At 49.5% G+C, this 16526-nt stretch carries 14 protein-coding genes; all 14 read left to right on the top strand.

Annotated features, from left to right (window positions below; translation table 11 throughout):
- A partial coding sequence (locus tag DWX63_RS11455; RefSeq protein ID WP_233514442.1) for a hypothetical protein occupies window positions 1-208 on the top strand: 208 nt, incomplete at its 5' end.
- A gap of 454 nt (window positions 209-662) precedes the next feature.
- Window positions 663-1742 (top strand): acyltransferase family protein, encoded by a 1080-nt coding sequence (locus DWX63_RS02745; RefSeq protein WP_117842740.1) that lies wholly within the window; start codon window positions 663-665, stop codon window positions 1740-1742.
- Window positions 1743-2200: 458 nt separating this feature from the next.
- Window positions 2201-2587: a glycosyltransferase family 2 protein gene (locus DWX63_RS02740; RefSeq protein WP_117842739.1), complete on the top strand. Its 387-nt coding sequence runs from the start codon at window positions 2201-2203 to the stop codon at window positions 2585-2587.
- Between the two features lie 83 nt (window positions 2588-2670).
- Window positions 2671-2892, top strand: coding sequence for a hypothetical protein (locus tag DWX63_RS11100; RefSeq protein WP_147324135.1), 222 nt, complete (start codon window positions 2671-2673; stop codon window positions 2890-2892).
- 174 nt (window positions 2893-3066) lie between these two features.
- Window positions 3067-5847: an N-acetylmuramoyl-L-alanine amidase gene (locus DWX63_RS02735; RefSeq protein ID WP_117842738.1), complete on the top strand. Its 2781-nt coding sequence runs from the start codon at window positions 3067-3069 to the stop codon at window positions 5845-5847.
- Between the two features lie 35 nt (window positions 5848-5882).
- Window positions 5883-7085, top strand: a complete 1203-nt coding sequence (locus tag DWX63_RS02730; protein WP_147336050.1) for a lipopolysaccharide biosynthesis protein — start codon at window positions 5883-5885, stop codon at window positions 7083-7085.
- Window positions 7086-7333: 248 nt separating this feature from the next.
- Window positions 7334-8389: a polysaccharide biosynthesis protein gene (locus tag DWX63_RS02725; RefSeq protein ID WP_117842736.1), complete on the top strand. Its 1056-nt coding sequence runs from the start codon at window positions 7334-7336 to the stop codon at window positions 8387-8389.
- A 1-nt stretch (window position 8390) separates the two neighbouring features.
- Complete coding sequence (locus DWX63_RS02720; RefSeq protein ID WP_117842735.1) at window positions 8391-9608, top strand: NAD-dependent epimerase/dehydratase family protein; 1218 nt, start codon at window positions 8391-8393, stop codon at window positions 9606-9608.
- A 62-nt stretch (window positions 9609-9670) separates the two neighbouring features.
- Window positions 9671-10732: a glycosyltransferase gene (locus DWX63_RS02715; RefSeq protein ID WP_158549091.1), complete on the top strand. Its 1062-nt coding sequence runs from the start codon at window positions 9671-9673 to the stop codon at window positions 10730-10732.
- A 21-nt stretch (window positions 10733-10753) separates the two neighbouring features.
- Window positions 10754-11929, top strand: a complete 1176-nt coding sequence (gene wecB, locus DWX63_RS02710) for a non-hydrolyzing UDP-N-acetylglucosamine 2-epimerase (protein ID WP_117563884.1) — start codon at window positions 10754-10756, stop codon at window positions 11927-11929.
- On the top strand, window positions 11911-13170 hold the full coding sequence (locus DWX63_RS02705; RefSeq protein WP_147336049.1) for a glycosyltransferase family 4 protein: 1260 nt from the start codon (window positions 11911-11913) through the stop codon (window positions 13168-13170). The genes wecB and DWX63_RS02705 overlap by 19 nt, the downstream gene beginning before the upstream one ends.
- 26 nt (window positions 13171-13196) lie before the next feature.
- Window positions 13197-13907, top strand: a complete 711-nt coding sequence (locus tag DWX63_RS02700) for a glycosyltransferase family 2 protein (RefSeq protein ID WP_233502336.1) — start codon at window positions 13197-13199, stop codon at window positions 13905-13907.
- Window positions 13907-14263, top strand: coding sequence for a DUF2304 domain-containing protein (locus DWX63_RS11660; RefSeq protein WP_117563882.1), 357 nt, complete (start codon window positions 13907-13909; stop codon window positions 14261-14263). The genes DWX63_RS02700 and DWX63_RS11660 overlap by 1 nt, the downstream gene beginning before the upstream one ends.
- A gap of 26 nt (window positions 14264-14289) precedes the next feature.
- Complete coding sequence (locus tag DWX63_RS02690) at window positions 14290-16473, top strand: hypothetical protein (protein ID WP_117842733.1); 2184 nt, start codon at window positions 14290-14292, stop codon at window positions 16471-16473.
- The last annotated feature ends 53 nt before the right edge of the window (window positions 16474-16526 follow it).

Here is a 16526-nt window from a genome sequence, read left to right as displayed (position 1 = left end):
ACTTGCAGCGACGGACCTCGGGACGCTCTTACACCACGTCTGCGCGCGCCACCTCGCAGCAATTAGTGAAGGCGTTAATACAAGGCGAAAAATAAAAGGCGAACTTGGTATTACGGACAAGGACTGGTGTATATATAGTCAAGTGCTTAAAAAAGAAGGAAAAATAGAATGCAGCCAGCAGAAATGGTCCATTTGCAGCGGGGAATAAACTGCCAATGGGTCGAACCCGTTGCCCCCTCCGCGGCCATCTCCCGGAGCGTCGCGTCTATAATCTCCTGTAGGTCATCTTGCCTCTCGTTCGCCTCAATGGCCCTCCTAACACCGGTGTGTCGGCACCACTGGAGTAGCGGCGGCGGGGAGGCGCGGCGACCATTGTTCGGTGACCGGGATTGGTCAAAATCGTTTGACTATTAGTGGCTAGATCGCCCGGCGCTAATAGCGCATGCTAGCCTCCAGTCCTGACCATCCCGCAGTCCAACTTTCTATCCGTAGCCCCATCAGAGTCAAACTTCTCAGAGGGAGGTTATTCAGACACCGCAGGGGGGGCTATGTGCAGTTTGCCGTGCCGGACCTAGATATCTATTTGCGAGAGAATGCCGAGGAGATTCTCGAACGGTTTTAGGGCGAAGCATAATTAGGTTTTGATTTTACTTGGGGGCATTATGGTAAAAATACGAGATTCCCGTATCGAATTACTTCGCATTGTCCTTATGTGGACGGTAATGGCTCATCATTTTGTTGTTCACAACGCTGATTCTGTTTCCGTATTTTCTAGCTCGTTTACTAGGTTTTTCTACAATATCTTTTTCTATCCAATTGGAAGAACTGCGGTCGGCTGCTTTGTTGCCATAACAATCTGGTTTGTTGCGGGGAAAGCTGGATACTCCATTAAACAAGCTGTTAAACAGATAGCTTCAATCGAAGGCACGGTTCTCTTTTATAGTATTGTGCTGGGTTTTTTCTTCATGCTTCGCGGCGATATTCAAGTAAGTCCAACCAATTTGATAGATATTTTTGCACCAACTCTTACTGGTTCTAGTTGGTGGTTTGTAACCGTCTATGCTTGGCTTGTTTTTTTGCTGCCCTTTTTAATTCCGGCTTTGCATGTGTTGGACCAGAAACTACATCTTTATCTATCAATCTTTCTGGTCTTCGCCTTTGGATTCCTGCGTTATGTGCCGCTCTTTTGGATTCCCATCGACGGGCTACTAGTTGATTTTATTATAATTTGCGTTCTTGTTTGCTATATTCGCTGGTATGTAGATTTGTCAACAGTGGATGTACGGCGCCTGGTTACTTGTTGTATTGCTTCCTTTGTGGGAGTTGCAATATCGTTTTATGGTCAATTCCATTTTGATGGTTTGCTGGGCTCGACCTTTGCGAATTTGTATAACGGTTTTTTCGGATCACCGGCGTCTATTTTTTCGTTAGTTATAGCAATTTCGGTCTTTTTGATCGATTTAAAGATGCCGCATTTTTCCTCCCGTTTCGTTAACGCTGTAGCGAAACTTTGTTTCGCTACTTATCTTATTTCTGACTATGGGCCTATCCAAAGTTGGCTTTGGAGCTCGCTGTTTCCCTTTACGCGTGTCGGCGTTAGACTGGGAATATTGCAGGTGCTTCTGGTTCCAACGGCTGTTTTCGCGATTTGCTTAATGCTGGAAGGTCTCAGAAAACTCTTAGCCGGCTTCTTCATGCGACTTGTCGGTCCTTGCGATTTGTTAAATAAAGCTATGTCGTAGAACCGAGACTTTCGACATTTTCTACTGCATACGTGATTTGCCGACGATCCCTCTACACAGGTGATGGAACAATTGGGATTCTGAACCAGCGTTCTCTGGTTGTAGCGGATTGGTCGATAATCATCTAGGAAAGCGTGTCGTGGGCACGTAAAGCCTGTGGTAGGCATGGTAACGCCCACGGCTGTTGCAACTAAGACGACTATCATCGAGGTTGCTGTAATCTGGCCGGTTGAGTCGAAGGCCGACATGGTAACCGTTGCGAATTATTTGAGATCGGTGATGATGGCTAGTCTGGTATGTCTCTGGTGCTGTTGCTGTCTAGGGCGCTATTAATTGCTGTAGAGGCTTTGGTTTAAATTAATGAATCGAACCGGTTTCCACATCAATAGAATGCGCTGGCCGCATATGACGTATCGATATGGGCATGGTATTGCGTTTTTTAATTTGCGGCCACAAAGATGCCTTTTGCGAAGCGTGGGGGCTATCTTGCCCGTGCTGTGCGCCCGGGCAACTTCAGTGCCGTGACGGGCGCCTGCCAGATGGTGCGACGCGACGTATTTGAGCAGGTCGGAGGCTATAACGAGGAATTCGCCGTCGGTTTTAACGACGCTGACTTTTGCCTGCGCGTATGGGAGGCGGGCTTCTGCACCATCTTTACGCCCTATGCCGAGCTGTACCACTACGAGTTCACCTCGCGCGGCAGGGAAGAGGCCAACGAGGATAAACAGCGCCGCTGGAAACGCGAACAGGCGCTGTTCATGCAGCGCTGCCCGGAGTTCTTCTTGGATGGTGATTCCTGGCTCGGACCGAACTTATCCTCCGACAGTGAGCACTTCTCGCTTTAGAGAGGAGTGGTGCCAAGGTTCGGTATAAGGTGCTCAAGAGCTGTGGAGGCGTTGGGCTTTGCTACACTGCTGGTGTTTGATTCGTGGAGATCGCGTCTTGCTTTGCCAAAAGCAACTGGCGAGATTATTCTGACGATGAAGCCCCAGCCGCCTCTGATGCAAGCGAAACATTGGGGCATTTTGCTGTATTTCGCGGCCGTGAGCTTAGGCGAATTACGACGAATTGCCTGCTTCAGGAATTTTTCGTGTCACAGGTGCTTGCGTTGTTTGGGGCGCTGCTTATTGATTTAAAAGCTAAAGTTTAACGCTGCGTCAATGGAAGAACGAAATAAAGCCCGCTGAGTACGCCTGCTATCTTTTATAGGAGCAGTCTCCCATCTGCTTTTATAACAATTCTCTTGTATAACTGGACTTCCGATACGGAAGAGATTGTAAGATAATGCAACATTAGTATCATTATTTGTGATGGGGGATACGATATGAAAAAGGCATTGCGTGCCTCAGCAGCGTTTTCTTTAGCTGTTCTTTTGACGATTTCGCCCTTGATGAGTCCTGTAGCCGCTGCTTATGCTGTGAATAGCGTACGATCAGTGAATATTACATCAGATGCGGCGTCCGCAGACGGTGGCGTAGCTTCACGTGACGAGGGCCCTGCCGACGGAGACATGACTGTCGAGCAGTCGTTGCCGGTGGATGTTGACGAGGCGGCTGATGAGGATTTCGGTGTAGATGCTTCTTTGGTTGAACCGCAAGCCGAATCGACTGATTCTTCCTTCCAATATATATATATTGCCTACCCGAACCTTATCAGTGGGGCTGACCAAGTCGTCGCGTTTGCAACTCCTAATGACAGCGATACCATCGCCTCCGCAACGCTAAACTATGTGAGCGCCAACGGAGTTCAGGGAGCTGTTAATGCTTCCGCGCAGGCTGTAAATTCTGCCGCATTTACATTTGGCTCGAAGCTAGATCTCAATACATACTTTCTTACTTCAATAACCTATGTTCTGCAGGGCGACGATGCTGAACATGAGATTGATCTCTCTGACAGGGATTATTCTTTTGCGGTTGTTGAGAGCTCTGCTAATTCCGAGGGCACTTCCGTTTACTATGCAGACGGCGAAGGCAATGCTGTTGAGGCTCAATCCATCAAACAGGCGTTGGAGTGTGCCGATTCACCGGACGGCATTTCTACTTATGCTGCGCGCTCGGCTCGAAAAAACGTACGGGTAATTGCCCTTGATGCTGGCCATGGCGGCACTGATCCCGGTGCGCAAGGAAATGGAAAGAGTGAAGCGGATCTAACTTGGAAGATTGTTGCTGCTTGCAAGAATAAGCTTGAGGCGTATGGTTTTAAAGTCGTTCTTGCGCGCGAGCAAAGCGGTGGCTACTCCGGAAATGATTACCTTTATCGTGTCCAACGATGCGTGAGTCAAGGTGCGCAGGCCTTTGTTAGCTTCCATATTAATTCCGGTTCGCCTGTTGCCCATGGCGCTGAGGTATATGCCCCCACTGCCAATGAATATGATTACACGCAAGTTTCCGTCGAGCTCGCGAATAAAGTTATGAACAACCTCGCTTCTATGGGGCTCAGCTATCGCGGTGTATTCCAGATGGAAGTTGGAGATGAGTTCGCGGTCATCCGTTGTGCCCGCGAACAAGGTATTCCCGGCATCCTAATCGAGCATGGCTTTATTTCTAATGCGGGGGACGTGTTAAATTATTTTAGCGATGAGGGCTGTAGGCGTCTTGGCGAAGCCGATGCCGATGCGATCATTGCGCAATTTCCTAAGTCAACTTGGCTCGACTATTCTTCCGTATTCGATGCTAATTACTATTTGTCGCATTATCCCGACGTTGCCAAAGCTACGGCTGGAAATAGCGATTTAGCTCTAGACCATTTTATTAACTATGGCATGAGCGAAGGTAGGCGCGGCTCTGCCACTTTTGATGTACAGAGTTATTTTAATGAGTATCCAGATTTAAGAGCTTCCTTTGGCTTTGATTTAGTTAAGTACTATGAGCATTACGTTACGGCAGGAAAAGCAGAAGGAAGGCATGGGACCAGATGCTCAAAGATCGAGGGATACGCTACGACTATCAATGGTGTTGATTATTCATCCGTCTATGATCCCTCATTTTATCTATCGAATAACGAAGATATTCGCAACGCTTTTTCTAAACGAAGCCCCGCTGGCGTTGTAATGATTGACGATGCTGCCGTGCTGCGCCATTTCGTCAGCTGCGGCATGGCTGAGGGCCGGCGCGGGAGCGAGTCCTTCGACGTGCTGAGCTATTACAACAGATACCCCGACCTGCGTCGCGCGTTCGGTGCCAACCTCACCGCTCTTTATGGCCATTACCTCAGCAGCGGTCGCGCTGAGGGGAGGATCGCGATCGGATGTGATTCCCTCGCGGGCGCTGTCGTTTCGCAGGGCGGTACCGATTATTCCCCCGTTTACGATTTCCACTTCTATACCTCCAACAACGGTGACGTCCTGAACGCCTTTACAGCCGTCAAGGGCGGTTTGAGGTTCGTTGACGATGCTGCCGTGCTGCGCCATTTCGTCAGCTGCGGCATGGCTGAGGGCCGGCGCGGGAGCGAGTCCTTCGACGTTTACGGCTATCGAAATCGTTATACGGACCTGAGGAAGGCTTTCGGGCTGAACCTGAAGAGCTATTACATTCACTATTTAAATTGCGGCATTAAGGAGGGGCGTAATGGCGCAAGTATGACTGGATATGAAGGCCTTATTATGTCGCCCGCCTATTCAACCTATCTAGATGCTGCCAATCAGTTCACAAAGACTGTGGGTACTAAAGGATTCCCTTCAGCCGTGTATACGGATAGGGGAGCGTCGAACATTAGAGATTTCTGCAGAATTCTATATGAAGAGGCTCAGTCGGAAGGCGTCTCACCTGAGGTTTTATATGGACAGGTGATGAAAGAAACTGGGTATCTAAAGTTTGGCAATTTGGTTCAGCCTGATCAGTGTAATTTTGGAGGCCTTGGTGCCACGGGGGCTGGTAACCCAGGCTATAGCTTCGGATCTGTTCGTGAGGGACTGCGGGCGCAGGTCCAACATCTAAAGGCGTATGGTTCTACGAAGCCCTTGGTCAATCCGTGTATTGACGCTCGCTTTAAATATGTCAGTCGTGGTTGCGCTCCGAGAACCATTGATTTAAATGGTAAATGGGCTGTTCCTGGCGTTGGATATGGTGAAAGCATTGATGCAATCGCTAAAGAGGTAATTGGTTAGGCTATTTAATAAGATCTAAAACCGATTGGGTTAATTTGACTGATAATTTAAAGAAAAACATTACATGGAATACCGTTGGCTCTATTGCATACCTTGCTTGCCAGTGGTTAACGACAGTTGCTGTAGTTCGACTATCGTCGGATTTTACCTATGCTGGTGATTTATCTTTGGCAATGACAATCAGCAATCTATTTGTTCCGATCGGTTTATATAAGATTCGATCCTTTCAAGTATCCGATCTTTCATGTGAGTATTCTTCAGGGGAATACATTGGTTTTCGTTTAAGCACAATAGTGTTGGGATTTGTTTTCGTATTACCTTATGCATTCTTTACCTGTCAGCAGTCTTCCCTTCTCCCCGTGTACCTCTATTGCATATATAAGTCAATTGAAGTTATGGTTGATGTGTTCCATGGCATTGATCAAAAAGCGGGAAATATGTTTTATTGTGGCATGTCGATGCTACTGAGAGGTATTTTGTCTCTTCTGGTGTTTTGCGCCGGAATGTATATCTCACATTCTCTTGTATTGAGTATTGTTCTGATGATCGCGGTGTCTCTCCCCGTGATGATTGTTGATGCACGTTGGGCTTCTAATTTCGACACGATCGTTCCTTCTTTCAGGTTCAAGGCGATGTCTGAACTGTTTTATAAGTGTCTTCCCGCTACGGTTGGGGTTTTTTGTTGTGCTGCGGTTACATCCGTTTCGCGTCAAGAACTTGCTACCGTACTGGGTGCCTCAATGTTGGGCGTTTATTCCTCGGTGTGTTCTCCTGCGGCAATCGTTCAGGCGGGTGCTGCTAATGCCTATGCCCCTTTGCTCGGCGTTTTTGCGAGCGCTAGTGAGTCGGGGGATAATAAAACATTTAATGCTATGTTGATGAAGGTCGTTCTTGGTGCTCTAGTTTTGTCCATTGTTATTCTGTTCGCTTGTTTTATCTGCGGCGACTACTTGTTGGGACTAATTTTTGGTGACCAAATTCATCAGTACTCTTTTTTGCTATACGGTGCGGTTATTAGCTCGCTGCTTACGGCGTTTATCGGCTTCTTTTCCGACCTGACGATTGTTAAGAGAAAGATGGCTGGTAATCTTGTTGGTAATTTAGTTGCTTTAATCGTTGCCGTCCCCCTTTCTAGCTTATTGATTCGGCTATTTGGACCTAACGGAACGAGTGCCGCAATTTCGCTTGCTTATCTTGTCGGATGTGTCGCGATGCTTCCTTGCATTATTCGGAAATAGTGCATCAGAGATTCGTTAAATACTTAGATACAAAAGTGTTTGGCTGAGACTATATATCCACCCGTAATGACTTCTTCAACGCTAATTGGGGGAGTTATCAGTTTTAGCGCAGGTATAAAAGCTTTTTAATTCTAATTTATGTGCAGCAGTCGTCTTTTCGTTTAGGATAAGAAACGTATTAGTAGGTTAAGCATCGACTAAGGTTTTTAAGATTCATTCACCTTTAGTTTATTTAATTGGAGCTTGAAATGTGCGATAGCGTATTCAAGGACAAGACCCTCATGATCACGGGAGGCACCGGCTCGTTCGGCAACACCGTGCTCAAGCACTTCATGAATACCGACCTGGCCGAGATCCGCATCTTCTCCCGCGACGAGAAGAAGCAGGACGACATGCGCCACCGCCTGCAGGAGAAGTCGCCCGAGCTCGCCTCCAAGGTGCGCTTCTTCATCGGCGACGTCCGCAACGCCCAGAGCGTGCGCGATGCCATGCACGGCGTGGACTACATCTTCCACGCCGCCGCCTTGAAGCAGGTGCCCTCCTGCGAGTTCTTCCCCATGGAGGCCGTGCGCACCAACGTCATCGGCACGGACAACGTGCTCCACGCCGCCATCGACGAGGGCGTGGACCGCGTCGTGTGCCTGTCCACCGACAAGGCGGCATACCCCATCAACGCCATGGGCAAGTCCAAGGCCATGATGGAGTCCATCATCTACGCCAACGCCCGCAACGGCGCCGGCCGCACCACCATCTGCTGCACCCGCTACGGCAACGTCATGTGCTCGCGCGGCTCGGTCATCCCGCTGTTCATCGACCGCATCCGCAAGGGCGAGCCGCTCACGGTCACCGACCCCAACATGACCCGCTTCCTCATGAACCTGGACGAGGCGGTCGACCTGGTGCAGTTCGCCTTCGAGCACGCCAACCCCGGCGACCTGTTCATCCAGAAGGCGCCGGCGTCGACCATCGGCGACCTCGCCGAGGCGGTCCAGGAGGTCTTCGGCCGCGTGGGCACCCAGGTGATCGGCACCCGCCACGGCGAGAAGCTCTTCGAGACCCTCATGACCCGCGAGGAGCGCCTGCGCGCCGAGGACATGGGCGGCTACTACCGCGTGGCCTGCGACTCGCGCGACCTGAACTACGACAAGTTCGTCGTCGACGGCGAGGTGGAGACCCAGGCCGACGAGTCCTACACCTCCCACAACACCGAGAGGCTCGACGTGGAGGGCACCATCGCCAAGATCAAGACCGCCGAGTACGTGCAGCTTGCGCTCGAGGGCCGCGAGCACGAGGCGGTGCAGTAGGGTGCGCGTCCTCGTCACCGGCGCGAAGGGCTTCGTCGGGAAGAACCTCTGCTGCGCGCTGAAGAACATCCGCGACGGCAAGGACCGCCGCGAGAAATACGCGGGCCTGCTCCCGCTCGAGGTCATGGAGTACGACGTCGACTCGACGCCCGGGGAGCTGGACGGCTACTGCTCACGAGCCGACTTCGTCTTCAACCTGGCCGGCGTCAACCGCCCCAAGGACCAGTCCGAGTTCATGGAGGGCAACTTCGGGTTCGCCTCCACGCTGCTGGACGCCCTCGAGCGACACGGCAACACGTGCCCCGTCATGCTCTCCAGCTCCGCGCAGGCGAGCCTCTCGGGCCGCTTCGAGGGCTCGGCCTACGGTGAGTCGAAGCTCGCTGGGGAGGGCCTGTTCCGGGAGTACTCGAAGCGCACGGGCGCCCCGGTGCTCATCTACCGCTTCCCCAACCTCTACGGCAAGTGGTGCCGCCCGCGCTACAACTCCGCCGTCGCGACCTTCTGCGACGCCATCGCCAACGGCCGCCCCTACACCGTGAACGACCCCAATGTCGAGCTCGAGCTCCTCTACATCGACGACCTGGTGGACGAGATGCTGGGCGCCCTCCTCGGAAACGAGCATCGCTGCGGCTACGAGGGGCTGGAGCGCGTCGAGGGCGACGGGTTCTGCTACGTCCCGGAAACCGACGTGAGGACCCTGGGCGAGATCGTCTACCTGCTGGGCAGCTTCCGCGACAGCCGCGAGACGCTTTCGGTGCCGGACCTTTCCGAGGGCTCCTTCTCCAAGAAACTCTGGAGCACGTTCCTTTCCTACTACGAGCCGGGCCGCTTCGCCTACGGCCTTAAGCCCAACATGGATGAACGAGGCTCGTTCACCGAGTTCCTGCGCACGCCGGAGCGCGGCCAGGTCTCCATCAACGTCTCGAAGCCCGGCATCACCAAGGGCAACCACTGGCACATGAGCAAGTGGGAGAGGTTCCTGGTGGTCTCCGGCACCGCCTCCATCAAGCTGAGGAAGGTGGGCGAGGATGCCGGCGGCAACCCGCTCCCCGTCGACGAGTACATCGTCTCGGGTTCGGACATGCGCGCCGTGGAGATGGTCCCCGGCTACACGCACTCCATCACCAACCTGTCCGGCACCGAAGACCTCGTGACGGTCATGTGGGCCAACGAGCCCTTCGACCCCGAGGACCCCGACACTTACTACGAGGAAGTCTAGAGGTTTTGACCAGATACGCTCATATTAATAGCGTTCCAAATGGATCCACTGGGCGCATTATGATGAAGGAGCATCTTGCTCTTATTGATCAGGGACACGAATCGCTTGCTTGCTGGGGCAGAAGAAGGCCTGCGAGCAGTGTCAGTGAATACTGTTTTGGGTCACCGGCTAATTTTATACTTGACGTTGGTCTTACTCTCCTTGACGGTAAGGCGGGCTTTCATTCGGTGAGGCAAACCGACGCGTTGATTCATCGTCTTGATGAGTTCGGTCCTGACGTGGTTCACTTGCACAACCTCCATGGTTACTATTTGAATATTGATAAACTGTTTAAATGGTTGATTAGATCTGATTGTCGTGTTGTATGGACTTTGCACGACTGCTGGGCTTTTACCGGCCATTGCCCTTATTTCACCTATTCTTGCTGCAATCAATGGAAAACTGGATGTGGCGCCAAGAGGTGCCCTCAACTTATGGGATATCCTCCAACTATTAATTCTGCATCATGTAAATGGAGCTACGAGGCCAAACGTTCGATTTTCACTTCGCTGCCTTCCAATCGAATGACTATCATTACCCCTTCTAAATGGCTGGCTGGACTGGTCGCTTGTAGCTATTTATCAAAGTATCCGATTGAGGTTGTACACAATACGATTGATCTCAACGTTTTTAAGCCACGATCCAATAGTGAGGTTTTTAGCGTTAAGGAGAAATACGGCCTTGATTCGAGGAAAATTATTTTAGGGGTTGCCTCTCCATGGTCCAAGCGTAAGGGTCTTTCAGACTTTTTTGCCCTTGCGGATAAGCTTGACAAGTCCGAGTATTCTATTGTTTTGGTTGGACTGAGTGCTAAGCAGATGAGGCAACTACCTCCGGGGGTGGTTGGTATTCCGCGAACCGACTCTCAGATAGAGTTGGCCTCACTATATAGTTCTGCCTCCGTTTTATTCAATCCAACATACGAAGATAATTATCCTACGGTCAATCTTGAGGCTGAGGCTTGTGGGGTTCCGGTCGTTTGTTACGATGTCGGTGGATGCTCCGAGACCTTGCATAGGGACGATTCAAAACTTGTTGAATGTGGTGACGTGTTGTCCGCCTCATTATTGTTGGCTAAATACTAGACTCGGCTTTTAGGGAAAACTATGACTTCCAATATTTCTTTTAATAACGACGGCCGCCTAAAGCTGTTGATCATCGTGGGCACCCGCCCCGAGGTCATCCGCCTGTCCGAGGTCATCAAGAAGTGCCGCCGCCACTTCGACTGCCTGCTGGCGCACACCGGGCAGAACTACGACTACACGCTCAACGGCATCTTCTTCCGCGACTTGTCGTTGGAAGACCCCGACGTCTACCTGGACGCCGTGGGCGCCGACTTGGGCGAGACCGTGGGCAACATCATCGCCGCGAGCTATAAGCTCATGGTTGAGGTGAAGCCCGACGCGCTGCTGATCCTGGGCGACACCAACAGCTGCCTGTCGGCAATCGCGGCCAAGAGGCTCCACATCCCCATCTTCCACATGGAGGCGGGCAACCGCTGCAAGGACGAGTGCCTGCCCGAGGAGACCAACCGCCGCATCGTCGACGTGATCTCCGACGTCAACCTGGCCTACTCCGAGCACGCCCGCCGCTACCTCAAGGACACCGGCTGCGCCCCCGAGCGCACCTACGTCACGGGCTCGCCCATGGCGGAGGTTCTGCGCGCAAATCTGGATAAGATCAAGACCTCCGACATCCTCACCGAGCTCGGCCTGGAGCCCAAGCACTACATGCTGCTGTCCGCCCACCGCGAGGAGAACATCGACACCGAGGCGAACTTCGCGAGCCTGTTCACCGCCATCAACGCGCTTGCGGAGAAATACGACATGCCGATCCTGTACTCCTGCCACCCGCGCTCCCGCAAGCGCCTGGAGGCCACCGGCTTCAAGCTGGACCCGCGCGTGCGCATGCACGAGCCCATGGGCTTCCACGACTACAACTGCCTGCAGATGAACGCCTTTGCGGTGGTGTCGGACTCCGGCACCCTGCCCGAGGAGTCCAGCTTCTTCGCGAGCGTCGGCCGCCCGTTCCCGGCGGTGTGCATCCGTACCTCCACCGAGCGCCCCGAGGCGCTGGACAAGGCGTGCTTCACGCTCGCCGGCATCTCCGAGAAGGGTCTTCTGCAGGCCGTCCACACTGCCGTCGAGCTCGATGCGGAGGGGTCGCTGCCCGAGGCGCCCGTTCCCGACTACGCCGACGAGACCGTGTCCACCAAGGTTGTCAAGATCATCCAGAGCTACACCGGCGTCGTGGACAAGATGGTGTGGAGGAAGAGCATTTAATGACTAGCTCATGCGCTGGTAAAAAAATACTTGTCGTAACGCAGCATTTTTATCCGGAGACTTTTCGAGTCAACGACATCGTCGAAGGCTTTATTGAAGACGGTGCAAGCGTTGATGTCCTTTGCGGTATTCCAAATTATCCTTCAGGTGAATGGGCTGAAGGATATGGTTATTGTGGCCATCGTTGCGATGATTACCATGGTGCGTCTGTCTTTCGGTCTGGTGAAATACGCCGAAAGGGTAATACTTCGGCCCGCATTTTCCTGAACTATATTAGCTGGCCGATTACTGCATCTTTCAAGGCGTTAAGGCTCAAAAACAATTACGACGTTGTATTTTGCTATAATACAAGTCCTATTTTGATGATAATTCCAGCAAGGTTTGCTGCATTGCGAAGTAAATGTCCTCTTGTCACCTATGTCTTGGATATTTGGCCTGAAAATTTGTACACCGTTTTAAATGTCCAAAATAGCTTTCTGAGAGCTTTTGCCAAATCGTTTTGCGACAAGCAGTATGCTGCCTGTAATAAGCTGATTGCCTTGAGTGACTCTTTGGCCGACAACTTATTTCATAGGATTAAACCTTTGAATCCGGATGTTTCGATAAGTGTAATACCTCAGCACTGTGAGGAGGTTTACGAACAAAAGAGTATTTCACAGGAGCTGAGATCGCAATTTGGAAGTCAGTGCGTTTTCCTTTTTGCCGGATCAATAACTCCCGCACAGGGTCTTGACACAGTTGTTGAGGCATTCTCGTATGCAATCAATAATAGTTCTGTTGAGATGAAGCTGCTAATTCTTGGCGATGGCATGTCCAGAGCGGAATTGCAGAAGACCGTTGCAAATAAGGGACTAAGCGAGTCCATTTTGTTTATAGGGCGCGTAGATCCTGAAGTTGTGCCCACGTATTCAGATATTGCAACGGCAATGATTGCACCATTTGCTGACAATCCTGAGTTAGAGCTTACTATTCCGGCGAAAATTTCAAGTTGCATGGCGTCTTCGAAACCAATACTTGCTGTAATGCGCGGCGAAGGCGCCAATGCGGTTCGTTCTGCTAGGTGCGGATTCGTCTCCAATCCCTCAGATGCTAGCGCACTTGCTAGCAACATGGTGAAAATTGCTTCAATGAATAAAGACGCCATTGAAGCTTTGGGATCCAATGGCTTCAATTATTATCGTGAGCATTTCTCGAGATTGGTTTGTTTGGATAAAATTAAGCAAGTTCTATTTTCAATATAGGTCCGATGTGGATCGTTGGGGTTTTAATGGATGACATGTTGCGGGTGTTGGTAATCATTCCTGCCTATAATGAGCAAGCCAATATTGTTCAGACTGTTTCGTCGGTTGTTGAAGCTGGTTATGATTATGTTGTTGTAAATGATGGTTCAACCGATAAAACTCTATCTATCTGTCGTCAGCATGGATTTAATGTCCTCGACCTTCCGCAGAATTTAGGCATCGGTGGTGCCGTTCAGGCCGGTCATAAATATGCGCTCAGACATGGCTATGACATTGATGTCCAGGTTGATGGTGACGGTCAGCATGATCCTTCTTATATCGGGAATTTAATCGAGCCGATTATTGATGGTGCCGATTTAACCATCGGTTCCAGATTTGCCGTGCCCACGGAAGGCTTTCAGTCTACATTTTTAAGGAGAGTGGGTATCCGATGGCTTTCTGGTTGGTTGAGGTTATTTACCGGAAAGACGATTAAAGATCCTACTTCTGGATTTCGCGCGTGCGGAAAAAAGGCTATAGACCTGTTCTGTAGGGACTACCCAGACGATTACCCTGAGCCTGAATCTATTGCCGCAGCATTAAAAACTGGTCTTTCAGTGGTTGAGGTTCCCGTACTTATGCGCGAGAGACAGGGCGGAGTGTCATCAATTTCTGGCTTTTCTTCAATTTATTACATGATTAAAGTTTCGCTTGCAATTTCCATGGCCTGTTTTGTTTATAGAAAGGCGGCTCACTAATGAGTATGATAATTCGTGTGGGCGCTGGCGTAATTTTTAGTGGCCTTTTCTTTTATGTCGTCTCCTTAGTCGGCAAAGGAAAGCTACTTTTAAAGTACTCGTTACTATGGCTCTGCCTGTGCGTGGTGGCGCTATTAAGCGTTTGCTTTCCGGAGTTGATTTATCGAATCTCAGGCTGTATCGGGTTTATTAGTCCTTCGAATTTTGCGTTTCTCGTCGCCGTGGTACTTTTATTGATGATTTCTCTATCTCTCAGTATTGCGATCAGCAGACTCGTTACGGCTTGCAAGAACTTAACTCAACGTATTGCGATACTTGAAAATGAGAATGATGTTTTGCGGAATCAGCAGAGTTAATTAAAGACGGAGTTTAGATTAACTGTATGAACAACTATTTAGCAGCGGAAGCTCGAAACCATTGCGTTTGCGGCGGCTTGTATCGCCTTTACCATGTCGGTATTTTTGTCCTGCCGTTATCTTTTGCACTGATATATCTGTCTTTGTTTGTTAATTACATTGATGCTTTCTATGGCACGGTTGGCTTTACAATTGCCAACCCGATGCTTAATGACGATAGGGCAGTTCTATTTGTTGCTGGATTGACTATTATATTTGTCATTTCTGTAATCAAATTGGTTGAGTATAAAAGCGAGTTTTTGTATAAATATCGATGGTTAATCGGTATGACTGTAGCGTTGCTTGCCGTTGCTTTTAAAATCAGCGGTTCATCGCTTGGCATGTGGAGCATTATGCTCCCTGAAAACGCTGATACTCCGTTTTGGGGTATACCGAGGTCCCTTCGAAGTGATGAGTTCTCAGTTGGAACCCTGTTTCAATTATCTCAATCCCATAATGGCTATGCTCCAATTTCGGAAATCCTGAGAGGAGATTTAACGGATGTCCGGATGGTTTATGGCGCTGCCTGCTGGAGCGTAATCACGTTATTTAGACCAGTGCTTTGGGGTTATTTGCTATTTGGTTTTGAATTCGGCCTAGCGTTTGCCTGGTCCGCGAAACTATGTCTAATGGTTCTTGTCTCTTTTGATTGTGCCTTTCTCATTATTAAGTCAAAGCCGCTCAGCTTTCTCTTTTCATGCTTGCTTTGTTTTTCGCCATTAATTCAATGGTGGGGCACGGGCGAGGTGATTCTTTATGGCCAAGCCCTTGTCTTGTTGTTGGATAGGGCGCTCTTTACTCAAAAAAGAAATATCAGGATTATTGCGCTAGCTGCTATAGCATGGCTATGTGGTTGTTACATAATGCTCATGTACCCTGCTTGGATGGTCCCATTTTTCTTCATTTTTGCCTTGATGGGTGTATTTAGAACAACAGAGTATTGTCAAACTTTAAAATCTAACAATCAACATTCAGTTCTTGCATGGTCACTAATTGATACTTTTGTTTTAGTATCCTGCCTGTTGATTTCAGCGGGACTAATATTCCTTTCCTTCTTCCAGTCCTCCGAAGCAATGACATCTGTTATGAATACCGTTTATCCTGGTGCGCGCTTTGAAACAGGTGGAAGCGGACTTCCTGAACTTTTTTCTTATGCAATTTCACTCTTTTACGCCTTTGATTCACCACTGGTTTCAAATGAATGCGAAATTGCAACCATTCTTTGCTTCTTCCCTCTTGGAACGCTTGCATCTCTGCTCTGTTTTATTAAAAGGCGGGATTGGCAGCTATTTTTGCTTACGGCACTTCAATTGTTTTTCCTGGCCTTTGCATTTATTGGTTTTCCGTCATTTCTATCTCGAATGACCTTAATGTATAACGTCCCCGTTCTGCGACTGTTGTTTCCTATTGGTTACCTGGAACTTCTCCTATTTTTGATTTCTGTCGAAAAGGCTAAAGAATCCCAAGGGAATAATAGCTCCATTGGTTATTTGTCAATTATCTTAATAATCGGTCTTATTCTGAGTTCAGCATTCCAGATTTTCATCCTTCTTTCTGCGAAATATCTTGTTGCAAGGATGCTGTATTTGTTGATGTTTATATTGTTCTGTCTTTTTTCGTGCCTTTCGTTTCGCTCCTATATTCTTGGTAAAAAATGTACCGGTTTATTTGTTGCTTTCGCGATTTGCTTCGGCGTAATTCCAGGGCTCTGTATCAATCCAGTTCAAATCGGTGCGGCTCCAATTACAGATACGAATTTAGAGGCTCTCGTTAATCAGTTTGTCGAAGAGAGTGATTATTCAGATAAATGGGTTGTCGATGGTTCTTGGACAGTTGCCAATCTTTGCGCTGCGTATGGAGCGCCTGTAATTAACTCTACCAATGCTTATCCTGATCTGGCGCGTTGGAATTCTATCGATGAAAATAACGAGAACGAGTGCGCATACAACAGGTATGCTCATGTCATTGCTAATGTATTCGCCCCGTCTACGTCATTTAATTCCACTCAGGATGATCTCTTCACAGTGAATTTGACTGAAGATGATTTGAGGCAGCTTAATGTGAAGTACGTTATGTCTAGTAGGGATTTGACGGAGTTTTCATCTGATAAATTACAAATTAGGCAATTAGGTTCAGCAAACGGGTTTGTTCTATATGAATTGACCTATTAGGAAGAAGGGGCTGCTGGTTAAACCGGCAGCCCCTTCTTCTTTTTTACGTGTTT

The sequence above is a fragment of the Collinsella sp. AF20-14LB genome, assembly GCF_003459505.1.
GTDB lineage: Bacteria > Actinomycetota > Coriobacteriia > Coriobacteriales > Coriobacteriaceae > Collinsella.
Note: the sequence above shows the minus strand (reverse complement) of the source record. Positions and strands in the feature narration are given on the sequence as shown.